Here is a 17,404-nt window from a genome sequence, read left to right as displayed (position 1 = left end):
AGACTCACTCACGGCTCTCGGAAGACGAGCAGTCCACGCGACGTCTCGGTGGCGTAGATGAACCCGTCTCCGGGTACCACCACGCCATTGAGACCATCGAGGAACGCCTGTCCCCGTCCTGAATCCGTCTCCCGCCAGGTATTGTAGTAGGCTAGCTGCCGGGGTGTACTGGGGTTGGACATCTCGAGGATGCGCAGGCCATCCTGGTTGTGAGCCACGTACAACTTGGAGCCCACCAAGGTCAAACCACCCACCGTGGTCTCCGGCCCCATCTCGAATCGGCCCACTTCCGAGATATGCTGGGGGTCCGTCACATCCAGCGCGCGGAGCATCGACCCCCATCCCTCGCTGGACTCGAAGGCGATCAGCCGCTCGTCAATCTGGCCCACCGCCACCGGGCGGCTGGTGGCGTTGTCGTATTTGAAGCTCCCCAACGACACCGGCTTCTTCGCGTCCGTCACGTCCGCCACCGCCAGCCCGTACCGCCAGTGGCCGAGGTAGAGCCGGTTGTTCACGACCACGCCCTCGACGGGGATCTGCCCCATGCCGACGACGCTGTCCTCCACGAAGTAGCGCGACTGCAGCGAGGGCTGCGTGGGCGTCGAGATGTCGTAGATGTACACCTCGGCGTTGGGCGACGGCGACACCAGGTAGAGCCGGTCCTGGTCCAGGATCAGCCCCCACCCCTGCACGCTGGGCCTCGGGAGCGCGGTGAGCCGCTTGGGCGCCTCCGGTCTGGTCACGTCATAGACGAGCAGTCCCTCGTTGTAGCTCGAGACGTAGAGCACCGAGCCCTTCACCCGGGCCCGGTACCAGATGTCGTTCGTCGGGGAGATCTCCGCCACCTTCTCCGGGTGGGCCGGGTCCTTCACGTTGTAGATGAAGAGGCCGCTCGACAGCGCCGTCACGTAGGCGAACCCGTCCGCCACGAAGACGTCCGTGGGCTGACCGCGGGGAAGGGCCGTCTCCGACACGAGCTCCACGCCAGACGCCTGCTGCTCACCCTCCGCCCACTTGACATGGGCCGCCTCGAAGGTGCCCCGCATGTCGGCCTCGCCATTCACGCACCGCCGGAACTCCCCCTTCACCCGGTCGGGCGAGAGCGCCTGACAACCCGCGAGCGCGAAGCGCACCGGCGTGGGCGTCGACGCGGTCTGGAAGTCACTGGCCAGGAAGAAGGTGTCGCCCTCCACCGTGCTCACCGTGAGCGGAGTCCCCAGGAGCAGCGGCTTGTCCTGCAGGAAGCGGATGGACCCCTGCGTGTCGACCCCCTCCAGGGTGATGTTCAGGTTCCAGATGCCTTCCCCCTTGACGGAGGTGAATCCCGACCGATCACAGGCGGACAAGTCGAAGGCCTCGGGCTCGCAGTCGTGCTTCTCTTCCTCCGTGCGCGTGCACCCGGAGGCCGTGAGGAGCAGGACTCCCGTTGTGGCTACCAGTAAACGGTTCATACGCCATCCATACCGGGCACCGGGACGAGACGAAAGCCCCGGCTCACCCAACACCCCGAGCGGCGGCGACGTGCACCGCTGAGCAATCGTACAGAAGCGCCCGCCTGCCCACTCGTTAATATGGGGGGGCCTGCCTAGGTTCGCTCCGTCCCTCGTCTCCCCACCCGGGAGGTCGCCCCTGTGAATCGACGTCTATTGATCGCCACGCTGCTCACCTTCGTGCTTCCTGAAGCGGCCCTGGCCCAGGTCTATGTGATCCCTCGCCGGGCCTACCGGGCGCCGGTGCACACCTATGAATTCGATTGGCGGCACCTGGACATCCTGGTCGGCCCCGAGGCCGAGGGGGTCGCCGCCCCACCCGCCCACCGGGCCCACCAGCAGACGCCTGGCGCCCCGGGTGGACCCACCCCCGCGTCTCCGCAGATGCGCTCGCCGGGAGTCCCCACCGCCGAGGCGCCGAAAGCTTCCCCGCAGGAGCAGGGGACGGGCGGCAGCCCGGTGGAGACCGTCGAGCCGGGCAACCCCACGCGCGTGGTGGACAGGACGGATGGCGGCACGCCGGACCCGATCACCTCGGGAAGCTCGCTCTACGTGCCCATCGCCCTGTCGGCGGATGGAGGCACACCGGACGCGGGCCCCAGGTACGCCCAGTCCCTGGGCGACAAGAGCGGAGGCGTGCGCTTCTACTTCTACGAGAACGAGCGGAACGTGGCCCAGTACGCCGCGCCCCAGCTCGAGGACACCTACCGGTACCTCGTGGACCGCTTCAAGTTCGTCCCCACGCAGACGTTCCCGTACATCCTCTACAGCAGCTACCAGGAGTTCCTGCAGACCAACATCACCGCGGTGTCCGAGGGCACGCTGGGTGTCACCAGCACCCAGGGCCACCTGGAGCTGACCCTGCCCTACCTGGGTGACCACCGGCAGTTCGGGGAGATCAGCTCCCACGAAATGGCCCACCAGTTCACCATCCAGAAGGTCCGCTTCCTCGCCGAACAGGCCAAGGTGGCGGGGGATCCGCTCAATGCCATCCCCCTCTGGTTCATCGAGGGTCTGGCCGAGTTCTACGCCAAGGGCGGTCTGGATCCCGAGGGAGAGATGATGGTGAGGGATCTGCTCATCAACCCGGATCTGATGCGCGGCTACGCCTTCCTCGACTTCTGGTCGCCCGGGCCCTACGGCTTCGTGTGGATCTACAAGATGGGCCAGGCCCGCTGCCATTTCCTCGAGGAGACGTACGGGGCGGGCTTCATCCAGAAGGTGTTGGACAACTCCCCCAAGCTCGTCTCCGGCACGGGCATGACGCCCAACCTCCAGTTCGAGGGGCTGCTGGAGATGCTCACCGGGGATGATCCGCAGAAGCTCGCCGCGAAGTTCGAGAACTGGCTGAAGCAGCGCTCCTACCGTACCTACCTCAAGGCCGAGCAGTACACGCCCAGCCTGGAGCTGCTGAGCGAGCGCAGGGGCGTCGTCACCGCGCTCAACAGCTCCAACGACGGCCGGGTGATCATGTACCGGAGCATCATCCCGGAGACGGGCCAGAGCCAGCTCATCCTGGTGGACCCCCGCGCGCCCAACGACAGCGTGAAGGTGCAGGGCGACGGCGTGCCGGGCTACGAGTCGCTGCACCCCATCTTCGGGCGCAACTTCGCCCTCACGGACTCCCGGCTGGCCTTCGTGGCCGAGTCCATGGCGCGTGACATCATCTACGTCCAGGACTACAAGCACGACGCGAAGTCCATCTCACTGGGCGGGGCGCTGCCGGCGATGGGCCGCAGCCCCTACGTGAACAACCCCTCCGGACTGCGCAAGGATCCGCCATTCCGGGTGGACTTCGACCTGGGCAAGCGCGAGGCCTACAGGCTCGCCGACCACGGACTGATCGCCGCGTACTCGCCGGCCTTCTCTCCGGATGGCAAGCAGCTGGCCTTCATCGGCCTGAGCGAGGCGGGCACGCGTGACGTGTACGTGCTGCCGCTCGATCGGGGGCTCGACGTGGAGCCGACGCAGATCACCCATGACGTGTACGCCGAGCGCAGCCTCGCCTGGGGTCCGGCGGGCATCGTCTTCACCTCGGACGCCACCTCGCACGGCTACTACAACCTCTTCCGCGTGAAGCCGGAGGATCCCAGCAAGGTGGAGCGGCTCACCACCGAGGCGCGCGATCACGCGGATCCCACGGTGCTGGCGGACGGCCGCCTCTTCTTCGTGGCCTTCGAGAACAGCCGCTCGGACCTGCACGAGTACACCGGCGGCGGAGCCATCGTGCGGCGAACGGACGTATCCACCGGTCTCTTCGAGCCGAGCCCCGGCCCGGATGGCAACCTGTGGCTGCTCTACCATCTGTCCGGAGAGCGCAAGCCGGCCCTGCTGCGCTCGCAGCAACTGCTGAGCTTCGAGGTGTCCCAGGTGTCGAAGGAGCTGGCGGGACCGCCCAGCCCCCTGCCCCAACGCTCGCTGCAGGGCGCCGAGGCCTACAGGCCCTTCGCCCTGGAGAACATCGACCTGGGGCCCATCATGGGCTTCGCCGGCGGCGGTGGCGGTGGCTTCTACGGCCAGGTCTTCGCCTCGGCGATGGATCGGCTGCGCAACCACGCCATGCTGCTGCAGGTGGCGGTGTACGGCTCGTTCGATCTGACCGACGGCTACCTGCTCTACCTCAACCAGGCACAGCGCACGACGTGGGGCATGGGTCTCTTCCAGTCCCTGCGCTTCCGCGTGGACCAGTCCCTGCGCGAGGCCGCCGCCGGCAGCAACCTGCCCTACTACCTGCTCATCTCCGGCGAGCGCTTCTTCGGCGCCACCGGCATCGCACGCTACCCGCTGAGCACCTTCACCTTCCTGGAGGCCAACCTCAGCATCGGCGGCTCCTCGTACTTCCTGGATCCGACGACCTCCTTCTACCTCAACCTGCCGGAGATCAACGGCGTGGGAGACCTCTACACCCAGTGGCGCCAGAACCAGCCCGGCCTGCGCTTCCAGACGGAAGGCTCCGTGGCCTTTGGCTACAACACCCTGCGCTACCACTACACGGGTGTGCCCATCTCCGGCACCTCGTTCATGAGCGAGCTCACCACCGGCGTGCAGCCCTTCCACGGCGAGGTCTTCGGCAACGTGCGCCTGGACGCCGAGCGCTACTTCCCCGTCCCGCTGGGCAGCACCCACATCATGCTGCGCGGCGGAGTGGGCACCTCCTTCGGCGGACGCTTCACCCGCTCCTATTACCTCTCCAGCTTCGACACCATCCGAGGCGTGCCGTTCGGCAACGAGGAGTGGCTGCTGGGCCAGCACTACCTGTACTCCACGCTCGAGCTGCGCGTGCCCCTGGATGCGCTCATCCGCGTCGCCTTCCTCAACACCCTCATGGGCGTGGCGGGCTTCGACCTCGGTGGCGTGGGGGGCTCGGCCCGGGACATCTGGAACCGCCGCGTGCTCGATGCGGCCGTGGGCATCAACCTCGGCCTCGGCCCCCTCCTGCTGCGCCTGCACTTCGCCTACCCGTTCGACATCAACGCGCCCGCGGGCAGGCCGGCCAACGAGTGGGTGACCCAGTTCTCCATCGGCATGGCCGGACTCGAGGGGTACCTGTTCAAACAGCCTGGCTCGGCCAGGAAGAAGAAGGAGGCGCCCCAGCCGCCCGTGACGCTCGGCGGAATGGGGATGCGCGTGGGCGGCGCGAACTGACGGGTTCGGCCTGAAGTCACCGAGACCCCCACCCCGTCCCTCCCGAGGGAACGCGGTGGGGGTTTCTCATGTCAGGACTGGGCGGCCACCAGGGCGGCGTTGGCTCGCGCCAGGGGGCCTCCCTCGTGCGGAATCCGCTCGAAGTCGCCTCGCAGCGCCTTGAGGGCGAACTTCTCCAGATCGATCTCCTTGCGCGTCCGCACGCCCAGCGCCCGCACCAGTTCCGACAGCGGGCCGAAGCCGAAGAGGCCATGCTGCAGCAGCAGTCCCGCCGCCACTCCGCTCACGATCTTCCACCCCCGACCGTCCTTCGCCGCCAGCACCAGCCCGAGCACCGAGACCGCCGACGCCGCCACCGTCACCACCCGGTTCAGGTCCCACTCGTGCTCCAGCTTCCGCAGGTACTCGCTGATGGCCGGGCGATCCATCTGCTCCGCCATCGCCTGGACACACTTCTCCACCCGCGCATCAATCTTCCGGTTCACTCCGTCCGGCGTGTGCGAGCGCACCGAATCGGTCGACATCCGGTTCCAGGATTCCATCGCGACTCACCTCCACTCTGGCTGGCCCGCTTCGACCACAGGCCATCTGTCCGAAGCTAGGGATGGGTGCGCATACGGGTGAGGACATGCAGGCGGGCCCGGCCGTCCGCCCGTCCCCATCCCACCCCTGCGCGGCGCGCGGTCGGATGCCTAGCTTTCCCGGTGTGAATCGTCTTCCGAGCCTCCTGCTCGTCTGCCTCCTCTCCGGCACGGCGTGCATTCATCGCGAGCATCCCCAGAAGCTGCGCATCCACGAGGACCTGCCGGGTTCGGGGCCGGGGCTCTCGCTCGCCCTCTATCAGTCCGTGGGCGTGGGACTGCGGCCGGGTCACGAGGTGCGGCTGGTCCAGGACGAACGCATCCTCGCCACGCTCGAAGAGGAGAGCCGCCAGGCGCGCGAGTCGCTCCACCTGCTCGTCTCCAGCTGGCAACCGGGCGAGGCCTCGGAGCGTCTCGTCCGCGCGCTCTCCGAGCGCCAGCCGGGCGTGGTCTGCCGCGTCCTGGTGGATCCACTCCACAGTCCGGGCTTCCAGGACGAGGTCCAGCCGCGGCTCGTCGAGGCGGGCTGTGAGGTGCGCGACTTCCGTCCCTTCGTCGGAGAGGAGGTGGTGTTCGCCGACGAGCGGCTGAAGGCGCGCAACCATCGCCAGCTCGTCGTGCGCGACGGCCGCAGCGGCCTCACCGGAGGCTCCGGCGTGGGACCGGCCTGGCGTGGCGAGCAGGGGCCCAGGGACGCATGGCGGGACACCTACGTCCACGTGGAGGGTCCGGCCGTGCGACAGCTGCAACAGGCCTTCGCCAGGGACTGGCTGGAGGCGGGCGGAGGGCTGCTCCCGGAGTCGGCCTTCCCCTCGCTCGAGCCCCGGGGCGAAGCGCGCGCGGGTTTCGTCGCGAGCACCGGCTCGCCCTCGCTCAGCCACTCCGAGCGGATGGTGCAGGTGCTCATGGCCACCGCCCGGCGCCGCCTGTGGCTCACCAATGCCTGCTTCATCCCCACCGCCGCCACGGTGGACACGCTCATCCGCAAGGCCCAGGAGGGCGTGGATGTCCGCGTCCTGGTGCCCGGCCGCCAGCCCGAGGGCAGCCGTGGAGTCCTCGCCGCGCAGCGCGCCACCTATGAGCGCCTGCTCGAGAATGGCGTACGGCTCTGGGAGTACCAGAACGCGCCCCTGCACGCGCGCACCCTCGTGGTGGACGAGCAACTGGCGGCCGTGGGCTCCAACAACCTGGAGCCCAACTCGAACGCGCTGCTCGAGGAGGGGGCCCTCGTCGTCGAGGATGCATCGCTCGCCCAGGAGCTCGCCGCCAGCTTCGAGAAGGATCTGACGTACGCGGTGGAGATCCGCCGGGACGAGTGGCGGGAGCGTGGGCTGTTCCAACGCCTCCGCATCCGGCTCCCCCCGTCGACCACCGGGTGCCGCTGAGCGGGTACCGCGACGCCCAGGCCGGACACCGGCAGCCCCTCCCAGGAGAGTCCTCTTCCCACCGGGCGGGCCCGTACCATCGGGCAGTGAACGGAGCGGCCCAGGTGGGTCAGGCATCCGCCTTGCTCGGACGAAGCGCGATGAGAATCGCGCGTTTGATCTGCACCCTCTGTGTTGCCTTGTCGTTCGCCTGCGAATCCCAGGGCACGGCTCCGTCCAAGGTGAACGATGGGCAGACCCCCATCTCGGACGAAGACGTCACCCCGCCCGAGCCAGCTCCCACGACGGAGCAACCACCGCGGCCCGAGCCCCCCACGCAACAACCTCCCCAGCAGCCCGACCCTCCTCCCCTGGAGCCCGAGGAGCAGCGGACCTTCGTCCTGCCCCCGGTGCAGGAGTCCCTGCAGGAGTACGAGCTGATCCTGCCTCCGGGGGTGCTGGAGAAGTTCCTCGCCGATAAGTACACGCCGGAGCAGGACGCCGTCTTCCGCCACAATGGCGTGAACCATCCGGTGAAGGTGCGCCTGCGCGGGGCCTCGGCCCGAGACTTCCCCAAGAAGAGCTGGAACGTGAGCTTCGAGGACGGCGTGCGCTTCGAGGGACGCACCTCGCTCAACCTCGTCGCCGAGTACCAGGACGCGTCGATGCTGGCGGAGAAGCTCGCCTATGATCTGCTGGCGGCCATGCGCGTACCGGCACCCCGCGCGAAATACGTGCGGCTGAGAATCAACGGCCACTACGAGGGTGTCTTCCTGGACATCGAGCAGGTCAACAAGTCCTTCCTGCGCGCCCACGACTTCGCGGACCGGGACGCCACCATCTACCGCGCCGGGTGGAAGGATACCGAGCTCAAGCTGCGCACCTGGAAGGTGCCCTACCAGGGCGACTGGCAGCAGAAGACGAACGAGAAGACGCCCCACGACGACGCGCTCGACGAGGTGCTGTACATCATCAACCGCACGCCCGAGCCGGAGCTGCCCGACGCGCTCGCCCGGCACCTGGAATTGGAGGCCTACCTGCGCTCCATGGTGATGGACGCGCTCATGGCCAACAACTACATCGAGGACTCGGAGAGCTACTTCATCCACGACGAGGTGACGGACCGCTGGGTGTACGTGGCGTGGGATCTCAACAACGTGGACGCGCGCTGGTGGCACGAGATACCGCTCGTCGAGAATCCGGAGCCCCTCTACAAGCACCCGCTCTTCCCCTTCACCCTGACGGACGGGGTGGTGGCCAACCGATACGAGAACCGGAAGACGGTCCACCCGGGCTACCTGCCCGTCTTCTCCAACCTGGGGACCCGCGTGGTGATGAACCCGGAGCTGCGCGCCCGGCTGGTGGCCCGGATCGACAAGGCCATGAACGAGCTCTTCACCCTCGAGGTGTTGGGAGCCCACATCGACGAGCTGCACGCGCTCCTGGCCCCGCACATGGCCGATGACCCGTACATGGACCTCGCGAAGTTCCAGGCGGGCCGCGCCTGGATGAGGGACTTCGTCCGCCTGCGGCGCGCGTTCGTCCTGAAGGAACTGGAGCGCTACCGCACGAGCAGGCCCGGGCTGGTACTGGAGGCACTGGATGCCCGTGAGGGTTGGGTGGAGCTGGGCAACCGCGGTGACGCGCCCGTGGCACTCGGCGGGATGGTGCTGACCACGAACCTGCGGCGGAGCATCCCCGCGCTGCTGAGTCCCGAGATACCGGCGGAGCCACCCGCGCAGACGCCAACGTATGGCCCACCCCAGGGGGTCGTGCTCTCGGAGCGCACACTGAGGCCGGGCGAGCGCGTGCGCTTCACCGCCTCCGAGCTGGGCCTCACCTTCACGCCTGATGGGGAGATCGGCGTCTTCGATGGCCAGTCGGTGGTGGGAATGAAGGACGTCCTCTTCTACGGGACGCTCCCAGCCGGGAAGCACTACGAGCGCGCCGGGGATGGAGCCTGGGAGGTGCGCTGAGCCAGTCGAAGAGAGTCCCTACAGGTGCTGCCGGAGGTCGCGACGGAGAGAGGAAGCCCTCACGCGCGGCGGCTCAGCGTGGCGCTCCGGAAACCGATTGCAGCACCGCCTCCGCGCAGGCCTTGCCGCCCCGGACGGCGCCCTCCTGACTGCCGAAGAAGGAGGAGCGTCACCGAGAAGCCCTCGTCCACGAGGTACTTCGCGCACGTCAACCCCGCCAGCCCTCCGCCCGCGATCACGACCCGCTTCGCCATACCGTTCCCTTCTCTAGGCCCGCCGTGGGACCAGTGGTTTGTGAGGAACGGAGGGAACCGCCACGCCCCGGGGCCGGGTGTCCTCGCGACCCGCCCGCACCAGCAACCAACCCACGACCACCAACAGGACGCCGAGGAGGAGGAAGCCCACGTCCCAGGCGAGCTGCCCCGCGCCGGGGTGGACATGGTGGATGCCGAGCAGATGGTGGTCGATGAGCCCTTCCACCAGGTTGAAGACCCCCCATCCGATGGAGAGGGAGCCGACGAAGGTGCGAGTCGACCAGGGCACCTCGGGGCGCTGCCCCGCGCGCCACAGAAGACCAATGCCAATCACCGTCATGAGCCAGGTGAAGGCGTGGAAGAGGCCGTCCCAGACCATGTTGATCTTCATCGAGACCAGGTCCGTGGGTGGCAACCGGGACGAAAGCATGTTGTGCCACTGGAGCAATTGGTGCAGCAGGATGCCGTCGACGAAGCCGCCCAGGCCCGTACCGATCAGCACCCCCGCCGAGATGATCGCTCCCTGATGCCGTGGAGTCTCCGCCATGGTCTTCCCCTCCGCCGCGGTCACGTTTCGGCTCCTGGCTCGTTCCTGTCTCGTGCGGCGACCGCGTCGCGTGGCGGCAGCCCCACCCGATACAGCAGCGCGCTGAGGGAGCCGATGAGAAGGAACGGCACGGTCATCGTCACCAGCAGGCTCCAGAAGTCCTCGCCCAGCACCGAGGCCCTCACCACCTGAGCGGTGGTGCAATCCGGGCAGGCGAACGCTGCCGTTGTCACCAGCGAGCCCGCCAACGCGGCGAAGGAATGGAACCGACTGTGCCTCATCGAACGACCCCCGGATCGATGCTCCGCAGCGAGGGTAAGCACGGCAAAGAAGAGGAACAGGAGACGAGGGAACCAGACAGCCAGGGGAGGGATGGAACGCCAGGTCCATCGAACGGGACTCCGGATGCGAGGCGCTGGATGGAGAGAGCGCGCAAGTGCGCCAAAGGACTAGATCCGGCGTACGGCAAGGAGGCGGCAAAGAGGCGGCGCGACTCCCATTCGCAGGAAGGAACCTCCCATGCGTCGCTCGATGTCCGCCCTCCTCCCTCCTCCTCGTCGTCATCTCCACCGGCTGCGTGAGCACGACGGTGATTCGCTCCGAGCCCAGCGGTGCCACGATCAAGTCCCGCTCCGGCGAGGTCCTCGGCAGGACGCCGTACGAGTACAGCGATTCAGCCACCGTCAATCACACCGAGAGCTTCGTCCTCGAGCTGGAGGGCTACAGGTCCGAGTACGTCACCATCCGGCGAGACCAGTGGAACGGAGCGCGCACCGCGGGCGGCATCATCGGCGGGCTGCTCGTGTTCCCCGTCTTCGCCACCCTGTTCTGGGCCACCGACTACAAGGACGGCTACTACGTGGAGCTGAGGGAGGAGCCGGAGCAGTCGCGGGACGAGGCGCCACGGGCGTCCGGCCTTGCGGCTCCCGAGCGCCAGCGCACCTCGCATCGCTGAACCCCTTCACCCCCAGGCTCCTCACCGGCGCTCGCGGACCTCCAATGTCCTGCGAGCGCTGAGCCCCCGGTCGTCCGAGACGAGGATCTCATGGGTACCCACCGAGGGCGCCCACCACACCCGCTCGTCCGCTCGCGCCGAGGCCAGGAAGACCCCATCCACGAACCACGTCAGCTCCCGGTCCCCTTCGGCCTCGGCCTCCAGTGGGACCTCCTGTTGGTCCGCCGGGACGCCCGGGATGAGGAGCGCCACCTGCCCCTGTCCGGGCGAGAGGATCTCCGGAGCCCGCTGTACACCCCCGGGCTCGCAGCCAGGCGCGGGAGCGGGAGGCTGGGGCAGCAGGCGGTGTTGCTCGGCGAGCCAGCGCCGGATGCTCGCCGGCCAGGAGAGGTACACGCGCGACTCCGTCTGTCGCCCGGCCCGGCACGAGGGGGTCACCGCCAGCCCCGTCTTCACGTCCACCTCCACCCGCTGGTGGTACGGGCAGGTCTCGGTGGGCACGTGGCTGCGCTTCGCGAAAACGAAGCGCCGCTGGGTACAGGCGTCCGTCGGCAGGTAGCCCGAATAGGCGCATACCTCCACCTGGGTGAGCTCCGAGGGCACCACCGCGTCCACGTCCTCGAGCCGACCCCGGGGCCCCAGTCCCTCCAGGATGTCGAAGAGGAGCGGCCCCGCCGCCTCCGCGCCCACGAGGTGCACGCTGGGGGTGTTGTCGAAGTTGCCCACCCACACCACCGCGGTGTGCCGGGGCCCCGAGCCCGCCGCCCACGCGTCCCGGTGACCGAAGCTCGTGCCCGTCTTCCAGTGCACCCGGGGGGGCAGGCCCGTCAGCCTGCGACGCGCCGGGAAGTCCGGCCGATCCCTCAGCGACAGCGCGCGCCGGGTGAGCCACGCCGCTCCGGGAGAGAAGATCGTCTGGGCGCCCGCCTCGGGCCGCCCTTCGTCCAGCAGCTTCAGCGGGCGGGCGTGGCCGTCCTCGGCGATGGCCAGATAGACCCCCGCCAATTCCAGCGGCGTGAGCTCGATGCCTCCTACCGACGCGGACAGCCCGTAATGGCCCGGATCCGGGTGCAGGCTCGTGACGCCCGCCAGCCGCAACGCCCCCAGGAAGCGCTCCACCCCGAGCCGCTGCAACAACTTCACGAAGGGCAGGTTGAGCGACTGGGAGAGCGCGTCCTCCAGCCGCACCAGCCCCTGGAAGCGTCCGTCGAAGTTGCGCGGCGCGTAGGTGCCGTAGAAGGTGGGGATGTCCGGCACCAGCTGCTCCGGCCCGGCGATTCCCTGATCGATGGCCAGTGCATGGATGAGCGGCTTGAGCGCCGAGCCCGGCGAGCGCGTCGTCGCGAACCCCGGAATCTGCCCGCCATGCGCGGTGTCGAAGAAGTCGAAGTTACCCACCAGCGCGATCACCTCCGCGCGCTCGCGGTCCACAACCACCGCCGCCCCGTTGTGGATGCCCTTCGCGCCCAGCTCCGGCGCGGCCTCCCGCATCATCCGCTCCACCAGTCGTTGAGAGCCCGCCTCCAACGTCGTGCGCAGCCTCCCCCGTCCGGGCCGTTGGGCGCGCAGCCACACCGCCGCGTGCGGCGCTTCACGAGGAAAGGGCGTGAGTTGGGAGGGCACCGCCGTGGCACGCACCTCCGCCAGCGCCGCCTCCGGTGACACCCGCGCCCCCCGTGGCCCGAGCCGCAGAGCCTGCTCGTCGAAGAGCCGCTGCGCCACCTCGTCCCGCGCCAGCTTCAGCCGCGCCGCGTTCTGCGGCGAGGGGTAGCGCCGGTTGGGGTTCTGCGGCACCGCCAGCAGCGTCGCCATCTCCGCCGGACTCAGGTGCGTCGCCCGGTGCCCGAAGTACGCCAGTGACGCCGCCTCCACCCCTTCCACGTTCCGCCCGTAGGGAACGAACTGCAGGTAGGCCGCGAGGATCTCCTTCTTGGACAGCCGCACCTCCAGCTGCACGGCTCGTAGGGACTCGATGACCTTGGACGTGAGGGTACGCGGCCGGGGCTCCAGCACCCGCACCAGCTGCATGGTCAGCGTGGACGCCCCGGACACCCGCCGGCCTCGCAGCACGTTCGTCACCGCCGCGCGAACCACCGCGAGGGGGTCCACGCCCGGGTGCCAGAAGAAGCGCTTGTCCTCCAACGCCAGCAGCGCCTGGACGTAGGCCGGATCCACCTCCTCCACCACCGTGGGCACCCGCCACCGCTCGTCCGGCGCCAGGAAGACATGCGCCGGCGAACCGTCCCGGTACTCCACGACAACCGAGTGTGACTGCGAGAGTCGCTCGGGCAGGGGCACCCACCAGACCGCGGCGAGAGCGACGAGCGTGAGGCCCAGAAGGACGAGGGCGCCCTGGAGGAGCCTCTTCCTGGAGAGAAGAAGTGACGGCATGGGAATCCGGTTTCCGGCCAGACCTTACCAGCTCCGCCGAACGGGGAACGCTCGCGGAGCCATCCTGCCCGGTATGATGGGACCGTGCCTTCCGCCCCCGTGGAACCGACCCCGCGCATACTGCTCGTCGAGGATGATGAACGCCTGGCCAGTCTGGTCCAGACGTTCCTGCGGAGTCAGGGCTTCGAGGTCAGCCGGGTAGGAGACGGCCAGGAGGCGATCAACGCCATCCGGAACGAGCCGCCCGATTGCGTCATCCTGGACATCCTGCTGCCAGGAATGGATGGCATCGAGGTCTGCCGGCGGGTGCGGCCGACGTATCCCGGTTGGATCCTCATGCTCACCGCCCAGGATGAGGACATCAACGAGGTCGTCGCCCTGGACACCGGCGCGGACGACTACCTGACCAAGCCCGTGCGCCCGCACGTCCTGCTCTCCCGCCTGCGTGCACTGCTGCGGCGGGCGAGCCGCGGAATCCCGAAGGTGTCCGAACCTTCCCTCGGCGAGGGCAAGGTGATCGCCACCCAGGAACTGCGCATCGATGGCGACCGCCGCACGGTGAGCCGCGCCGGGGAACCGATCGTGCTGACCGATGCGGAGTTCGATCTGCTGTGGCTCCTGGCCAGCCGCGCTCCCGCCATCCTCACCCGCGACGACATCCTCTCGGAGCTGCGCGGAATCGAGCACGACGGCCTGGACCGCTCCATCGACATGCGCATTTCCAAACTGCGCAGGAAGCTGGGAGATGATCAGCCACCGCATCAGCTCATCAAGACCGTGCGAGGCCGGGGCTACCTCTTCGCCAGGAGCTGAGGCGCCGCCGTCACCATGAGTCCTCCTGCCCGCTCGTTCCGCCGCCCGTTCCATCTCATGAGCAGCCTGTTCGCGCGCATGTACATCGGGATCATCGTGGCGCTCGTGCTGGCCGCCGCCGTGATGGGCATCATGGCCACCCAGCGGTTGACCTCGAAGGGGCCGGACGAAGCACAGGCCGAGCAACAGGCCGAGGACTCCGCCCGGGAGTTCGAGCAACTCAACCAGGGCCTGCACTGGCTCCTCGAGAATCAGCTCCGCTCCCAGCCTCGCGAGCGCTGGGCGGCCATCGTCGACGAATGGCGGACCCACTTCAGCCACCCCATCTCGCTGCGGTCGAAGGCCGAGGTGTTCGCCCAGGAGCTCCCGAAGCGCACCCGGGAGCGCCTGCTCTCGGGCCAACCCACGGCCTGGATGAGACCGCCCGGGCTCACCGGCGAGCGGGTGGACCTGCTCCTGCCCCTGCCGGACTCGGAGCTCGTGCTGGTCCAGGAGGTGCTGTTCGGTCCCCCTCGGGAGCTGGTGCTGGAGTTCCTCGCGCAGGAGCTGGCCATCCTGTTGCTGGTCCTGGGCCTGGCGGTGCTCGTGCTCACCTTCCCCCTCTACCGCCACGTCACACGGCTGGCCGCCACCACGAACGCCTTCGGTCGCGGAGAGCTCGGGGCCCGGGCCGACACCCGAGCGCCGGAGCCCATCGGACATCTGGCCCGCACGTTCAATGACATGGCGGAGCGGATCCACCGCATGACCCAGGAGCAGCAGGCCAGTCTGCAGGCCATCTCCCACGAGCTGCGCACCCCCATCGCCCGGCTGCACTTCGCTCTCGACATGGCCCGGCATGCGCGAGGCCAGAGCGAGTGGGGGTCTCAGCTGGCTGACATGGGCAAGGACGTGGAGGAGCTCGATGCCCTGGTGGAAGAGCTCCTCACCTACACCCGCCTGCACCGGGACGCGCCCCCCCTGGAGTGGGAGTCCATCGAGCTGGTGGCCCTGGTGACGGAGCTGATCCAGCAGCTCGCGCTGTTCGCGCCCCACCTCCGAATCCAGCTCGTCGCCGATAGTCCGATGGAGTGCCAGGGCTCACCCCGCTACCTGCGCCGGGCCATCAGCAACCTCATCCGCAACGCCCAACGTCACGCCCGCGCGGAGATACGGGTCCAGTTGGAGAGGAACGACTCGAGCTATTCCGTGCTCGTCGACGATGATGGCCCCGGCATCCCGCCTCGAGACAGGGAACGCATCTTCCTGCCCTTCACCCGCCTGGATGACAGCCGCAACCGCAAGACGGGTGGTCACGGACTGGGGCTGGCCATCGTCCACCGCATCATGCAGGCGCACCAGGGAAGCGCCCGTGTAGCGGATGCGCCCCTGGGCGGCGCACGCATCATCCTGTCCTGGCCCCAGCGCTGAGCGCACAGCTCGGAGGCCCGGAGCGCCGGCTCATCTGTTCACGTTGCCGTTGTACAGATTCCCGCCGCCAATCCTGACATCGCCGGAGGCCGTCGTGCCCGTGGTCGCGCTCGTCGCATACACCACGTATCCCGGAGCATCATCCAGGTCGACGGTGTTGTTCTGGAACCTGTTGTTGACGCCCGTCGCATAACCGCTGCCGTGCGTACGGACCTGGAAGGCGTCCACCACGGAGGCATTCCCGTTCCGGTAGCCTTCGTTGTACCGGATGAGGGTGTTGACGCCCTTAACGTCCACGAAGCTGTCAGCGCTGTTGGCCCCGGAGATACCCGTCCCGTCGAAGGTGCAGTACTCCACGACGGTCCCGTCCGCGCCTTCCTTGATGTCGATATGCTCCGCGGTGATGCCACCGGCGAAGTTCGTGTATCGAATGACATTTCCCACGACGACGTGCTCATAGGGCGAGCTGGCATCGGAACCGACATAAGCGCCTTCGCCGTATCCCGGCTGGTAGTTGCCCGTGTCGTGGATCTTCGAGTGCTCCAACGTGTTGTAGGAGCTGCCATCACGGAAATGGACGCCTTCGTCCCCGATGAGGTGAACCTCGACGTGGCTCAGCACATTGTGGTTTCCGTTGTCGATGATGATTCCCTTCTGCGCGTTCGTGATGATGAGGTCCCGGATCTGCCAGTAGTCCCCGGTCAGATGGATGCCGTAGGAGCCATCGTTGACCGCGACGCCCTTCAGGATGGCCGGATTGCTCGGATCGCAGCTCTTCAGGGTGATGGGGCTGGAAGCCGTGCCGCTCCTGCCCGAGTAGAACAGCCCCTGGCCGCCCGGATCTCCGCTCGTGGACCGGTTGCCGGTATAGGTGCCCGAGGCAATGACCAGGGTGCTGCCCGGTGCGGCGTTCTTCATCGCGTTCTGGATGTCGGCGGTCGTCGCCAGCGCATTCGCACAGGAAGTCGTGCCGCCGCTCGTCGTCGCGAGGGCCGTGTTGCTGCCACTGGAGACATTGCCCGCCGCGTCCCTGGCCTTCAGTTGATAACTGTAGGTCGTCGAGGCCGTCAGGCCGGTATCGCTCGTCGAAGTGCCGCTGACGCTCTTCAGGAATGCGCCGTTCCGGTAGACGTCATAGCCAGTCACCCCGACGTTGTCCGTGGAGGCGCTCCAGCTCAGGTTGATCTGACTGCTGGACACCCCGGTGGCCGTCAGATTCGCGGGCGTCGAGGGGGGCTGGGTGTCTCCGCCCGAGCCGCCATTCGCAGTAATCTCCAACTGTGGAGGGTTCGAGGCGTTCTCGCTGCTGTTCAGCGTGGTGTATTTGCCCACGCTCTCCTGCAGCACGAAAGAGACCGTGCCGTCTCCGCTCGCCTGGGCGCTCACGTAGGACGTCACATCGATTTCGTTGTACTTCGCGGTCGTGTTGATCGACACGCTGCCCACCTGGCTTCCCACGGCCGGCTTGTTGGCCCAGGTGATGGCCGACTCCGTCCAATTGTCCGTCGTCTCGTAGGCCACCAGGGTCGTGGCCGACGACGCGCTGCCGTACACCTTCAACCTGGCGCTCGTCACGCCAGAGACGCCGCTCACATTGAACTTCAAGTAGCCATGACGGCTCGTGCCCGGATCGGTCTTCAAGTACACCGACGTGCTCGAACCGTAATTGGAGGATGAATTGCTCTCGTGGACGTAGGAGTCATCCGACGGAGTCACGACGGTGAGGGCCTGCCGCGTCGTGCCCGAGCGCTCCTCCGGCCCACCCGGGTCCACTCCGCAGGCCACGAGCGTGGCGGCCATCCCCGCGAGCGCCAACCGCCGACCCCTCATCCGCAGGACTTCCTCTCGACGCGTGTCCATGGCTCCGGTCCCTTCCGTGAGGGCTCTCCCTCCCAGCCTGACGGACGGGACCACGGGCGTGAGAGGAACGAGCGTTCCGGCCTCGCCTTATAAACAGGTTTTCCGGTTCTGACGAGGA

Annotated in this window: 13 protein-coding genes; 6 read left to right on the top strand and 7 right to left on the bottom strand. The window is 67.9% G+C overall.

Features of this window, described 5'->3' with window-relative positions:
- Window positions 1–8: 8 nt before the first annotated feature.
- Window positions 9–1,451: an LVIVD repeat-containing protein gene (locus JQX13_RS30420; protein WP_203402980.1), complete on the bottom strand. Its 1,443-nt coding sequence runs from the start codon at window positions 1,449–1,451 to the stop codon at window positions 9–11.
- A 180-nt stretch (window positions 1,452–1,631) separates the two neighbouring features.
- On the opposite strand from JQX13_RS30420, the gene JQX13_RS30415 reads away from it, so the two are divergent.
- Window positions 1,632–5,135, top strand: a complete 3,504-nt coding sequence (locus JQX13_RS30415; protein WP_203402979.1) for a PD40 domain-containing protein — start codon at window positions 1,632–1,634, stop codon at window positions 5,133–5,135.
- 71 nt (window positions 5,136–5,206) lie between these two features.
- On the opposite strand, the gene JQX13_RS30410 is transcribed toward JQX13_RS30415, so the two are convergent.
- Complete coding sequence (locus JQX13_RS30410) at window positions 5,207–5,677, bottom strand: DUF2892 domain-containing protein (protein WP_203402978.1); 471 nt, start codon at window positions 5,675–5,677, stop codon at window positions 5,207–5,209.
- A 164-nt stretch (window positions 5,678–5,841) separates the two neighbouring features.
- Between JQX13_RS30410 and JQX13_RS30405 the strand changes: the two genes are divergently transcribed.
- The gene (locus JQX13_RS30405) at window positions 5,842–7,101 is read left to right on the top strand and encodes a phospholipase D-like domain-containing protein (RefSeq protein ID WP_203402977.1); all 1,260 of its coding nucleotides are present in this window, start codon (window positions 5,842–5,844) and stop codon (window positions 7,099–7,101) included.
- 140 nt (window positions 7,102–7,241) lie between these two features.
- Window positions 7,242–9,056, top strand: a complete 1,815-nt coding sequence (locus JQX13_RS30400) for a CotH kinase family protein (RefSeq protein WP_203402976.1) — start codon at window positions 7,242–7,244, stop codon at window positions 9,054–9,056.
- 59 nt (window positions 9,057–9,115) lie between these two features.
- Here JQX13_RS30400 and JQX13_RS30395 read toward each other — a convergent pair whose 3' ends face one another.
- Genes JQX13_RS30395 through JQX13_RS30385 form a run of 3 tightly spaced genes read right to left on the bottom strand, consistent with a single transcriptional unit; the run spans window position 9,116 to window position 10,138 of the window.
- On the bottom strand, window positions 9,116–9,310 hold the full coding sequence (locus JQX13_RS30395) for an NAD(P)-binding protein (RefSeq protein ID WP_203402975.1): 195 nt from the start codon (window positions 9,308–9,310) through the stop codon (window positions 9,116–9,118).
- 13 nt (window positions 9,311–9,323) lie between these two features.
- Entirely contained in the window at window positions 9,324–9,857 is a 534-nt protein-coding gene (locus JQX13_RS30390) for a DUF2243 domain-containing protein (protein ID WP_203402974.1), read from the bottom strand.
- Window positions 9,858–9,877: 20 nt separating this feature from the next.
- Entirely contained in the window at window positions 9,878–10,138 is a 261-nt protein-coding gene (locus JQX13_RS30385) for a hypothetical protein (RefSeq protein WP_203402973.1), read from the bottom strand.
- Window positions 10,139–10,446: 308 nt separating this feature from the next.
- Here JQX13_RS30385 and JQX13_RS30380 point away from each other — a divergent pair, with 308 nt between their 5' ends.
- Entirely contained in the window at window positions 10,447–10,812 is a 366-nt protein-coding gene (locus JQX13_RS30380; protein WP_239013947.1) for a hypothetical protein, read from the top strand.
- A gap of 21 nt (window positions 10,813–10,833) precedes the next feature.
- On the opposite strand, the gene pbpC is transcribed toward JQX13_RS30380, so the two are convergent.
- Window positions 10,834–13,203 carry a penicillin-binding protein 1C gene (pbpC, locus tag JQX13_RS30375; protein WP_203402972.1) on the bottom strand — a complete coding sequence of 790 codons (2,370 nt, stop codon included), beginning with the start codon at window positions 13,201–13,203 and terminating at the stop codon, window positions 10,834–10,836.
- 84 nt (window positions 13,204–13,287) lie between these two features.
- Between pbpC and JQX13_RS30370 the strand changes: the two genes are divergently transcribed.
- Both JQX13_RS30370 and JQX13_RS30365 read left to right on the top strand, forming a co-directional pair.
- A complete protein-coding gene (locus JQX13_RS30370) occupies window positions 13,288–14,016 on the top strand; it encodes a response regulator transcription factor (RefSeq protein WP_275424876.1) in 729 nt (242 codons plus the stop codon).
- Between the two features lie 15 nt (window positions 14,017–14,031).
- Window positions 14,032–15,426 carry an ATP-binding protein gene (locus JQX13_RS30365; RefSeq protein ID WP_203402971.1) on the top strand — a complete coding sequence of 465 codons (1,395 nt, stop codon included), beginning with the start codon at window positions 14,032–14,034 and terminating at the stop codon, window positions 15,424–15,426.
- A gap of 30 nt (window positions 15,427–15,456) precedes the next feature.
- On the opposite strand, the gene JQX13_RS30360 is transcribed toward JQX13_RS30365, so the two are convergent.
- Window positions 15,457–17,226: a DUF7594 domain-containing protein gene (locus JQX13_RS30360; RefSeq protein ID WP_239013946.1), complete on the bottom strand. Its 1,770-nt coding sequence runs from the start codon at window positions 17,224–17,226 to the stop codon at window positions 15,457–15,459.
- Window positions 17,227–17,404: the final 178 nt, after the last annotated feature.

Source organism: Archangium violaceum, assembly GCF_016859125.1.
In the GTDB taxonomy this organism is placed as follows: domain Bacteria; phylum Myxococcota; class Myxococcia; order Myxococcales; family Myxococcaceae; genus Archangium; species Archangium violaceum_A.
This window is presented reverse-complemented; position numbering and strand designations above follow the sequence as displayed.

Bases quoted from the DNA above. Each gene is read 5' to 3' on its own strand.
- JQX13_RS30420 (WP_203402980.1), bottom strand. From the start codon at position 1,451: ATGAACCGTTTACTGGTAGCCACAACGGGAGTCCTGCTCCTCACGGCC.
- JQX13_RS30410 (WP_203402978.1), bottom strand. From the start codon at position 5,677: ATGGAATCCTGGAACCGGATGTCGACCGATTCGGTGCGCTCGCACACG.
- JQX13_RS30400 (WP_203402976.1), top strand. From the start codon at position 7,242: ATGAGAATCGCGCGTTTGATCTGCACCCTCTGTGTTGCCTTGTCGTTC.
- JQX13_RS30395 (WP_203402975.1), bottom strand. From the start codon at position 9,310: ATGGCGAAGCGGGTCGTGATCGCGGGCGGAGGGCTGGCGGGGTTGACG.
- JQX13_RS30390 (WP_203402974.1), bottom strand. From the start codon at position 9,857: ATGGCGGAGACTCCACGGCATCAGGGAGCGATCATCTCGGCGGGGGTG.
- JQX13_RS30385 (WP_203402973.1), bottom strand. From the start codon at position 10,138: ATGAGGCACAGTCGGTTCCATTCCTTCGCCGCGTTGGCGGGCTCGCTG.
- pbpC (WP_203402972.1), bottom strand. From the start codon at position 13,203: ATGCCGTCACTTCTTCTCTCCAGGAAGAGGCTCCTCCAGGGCGCCCTC.
- JQX13_RS30365 (WP_203402971.1), top strand. From the start codon at position 14,032: ATGAGTCCTCCTGCCCGCTCGTTCCGCCGCCCGTTCCATCTCATGAGC.
- JQX13_RS30360 (WP_239013946.1), bottom strand. From the start codon at position 17,226: ATGGCCGCCACGCTCGTGGCCTGCGGAGTGGACCCGGGTGGGCCGGAG.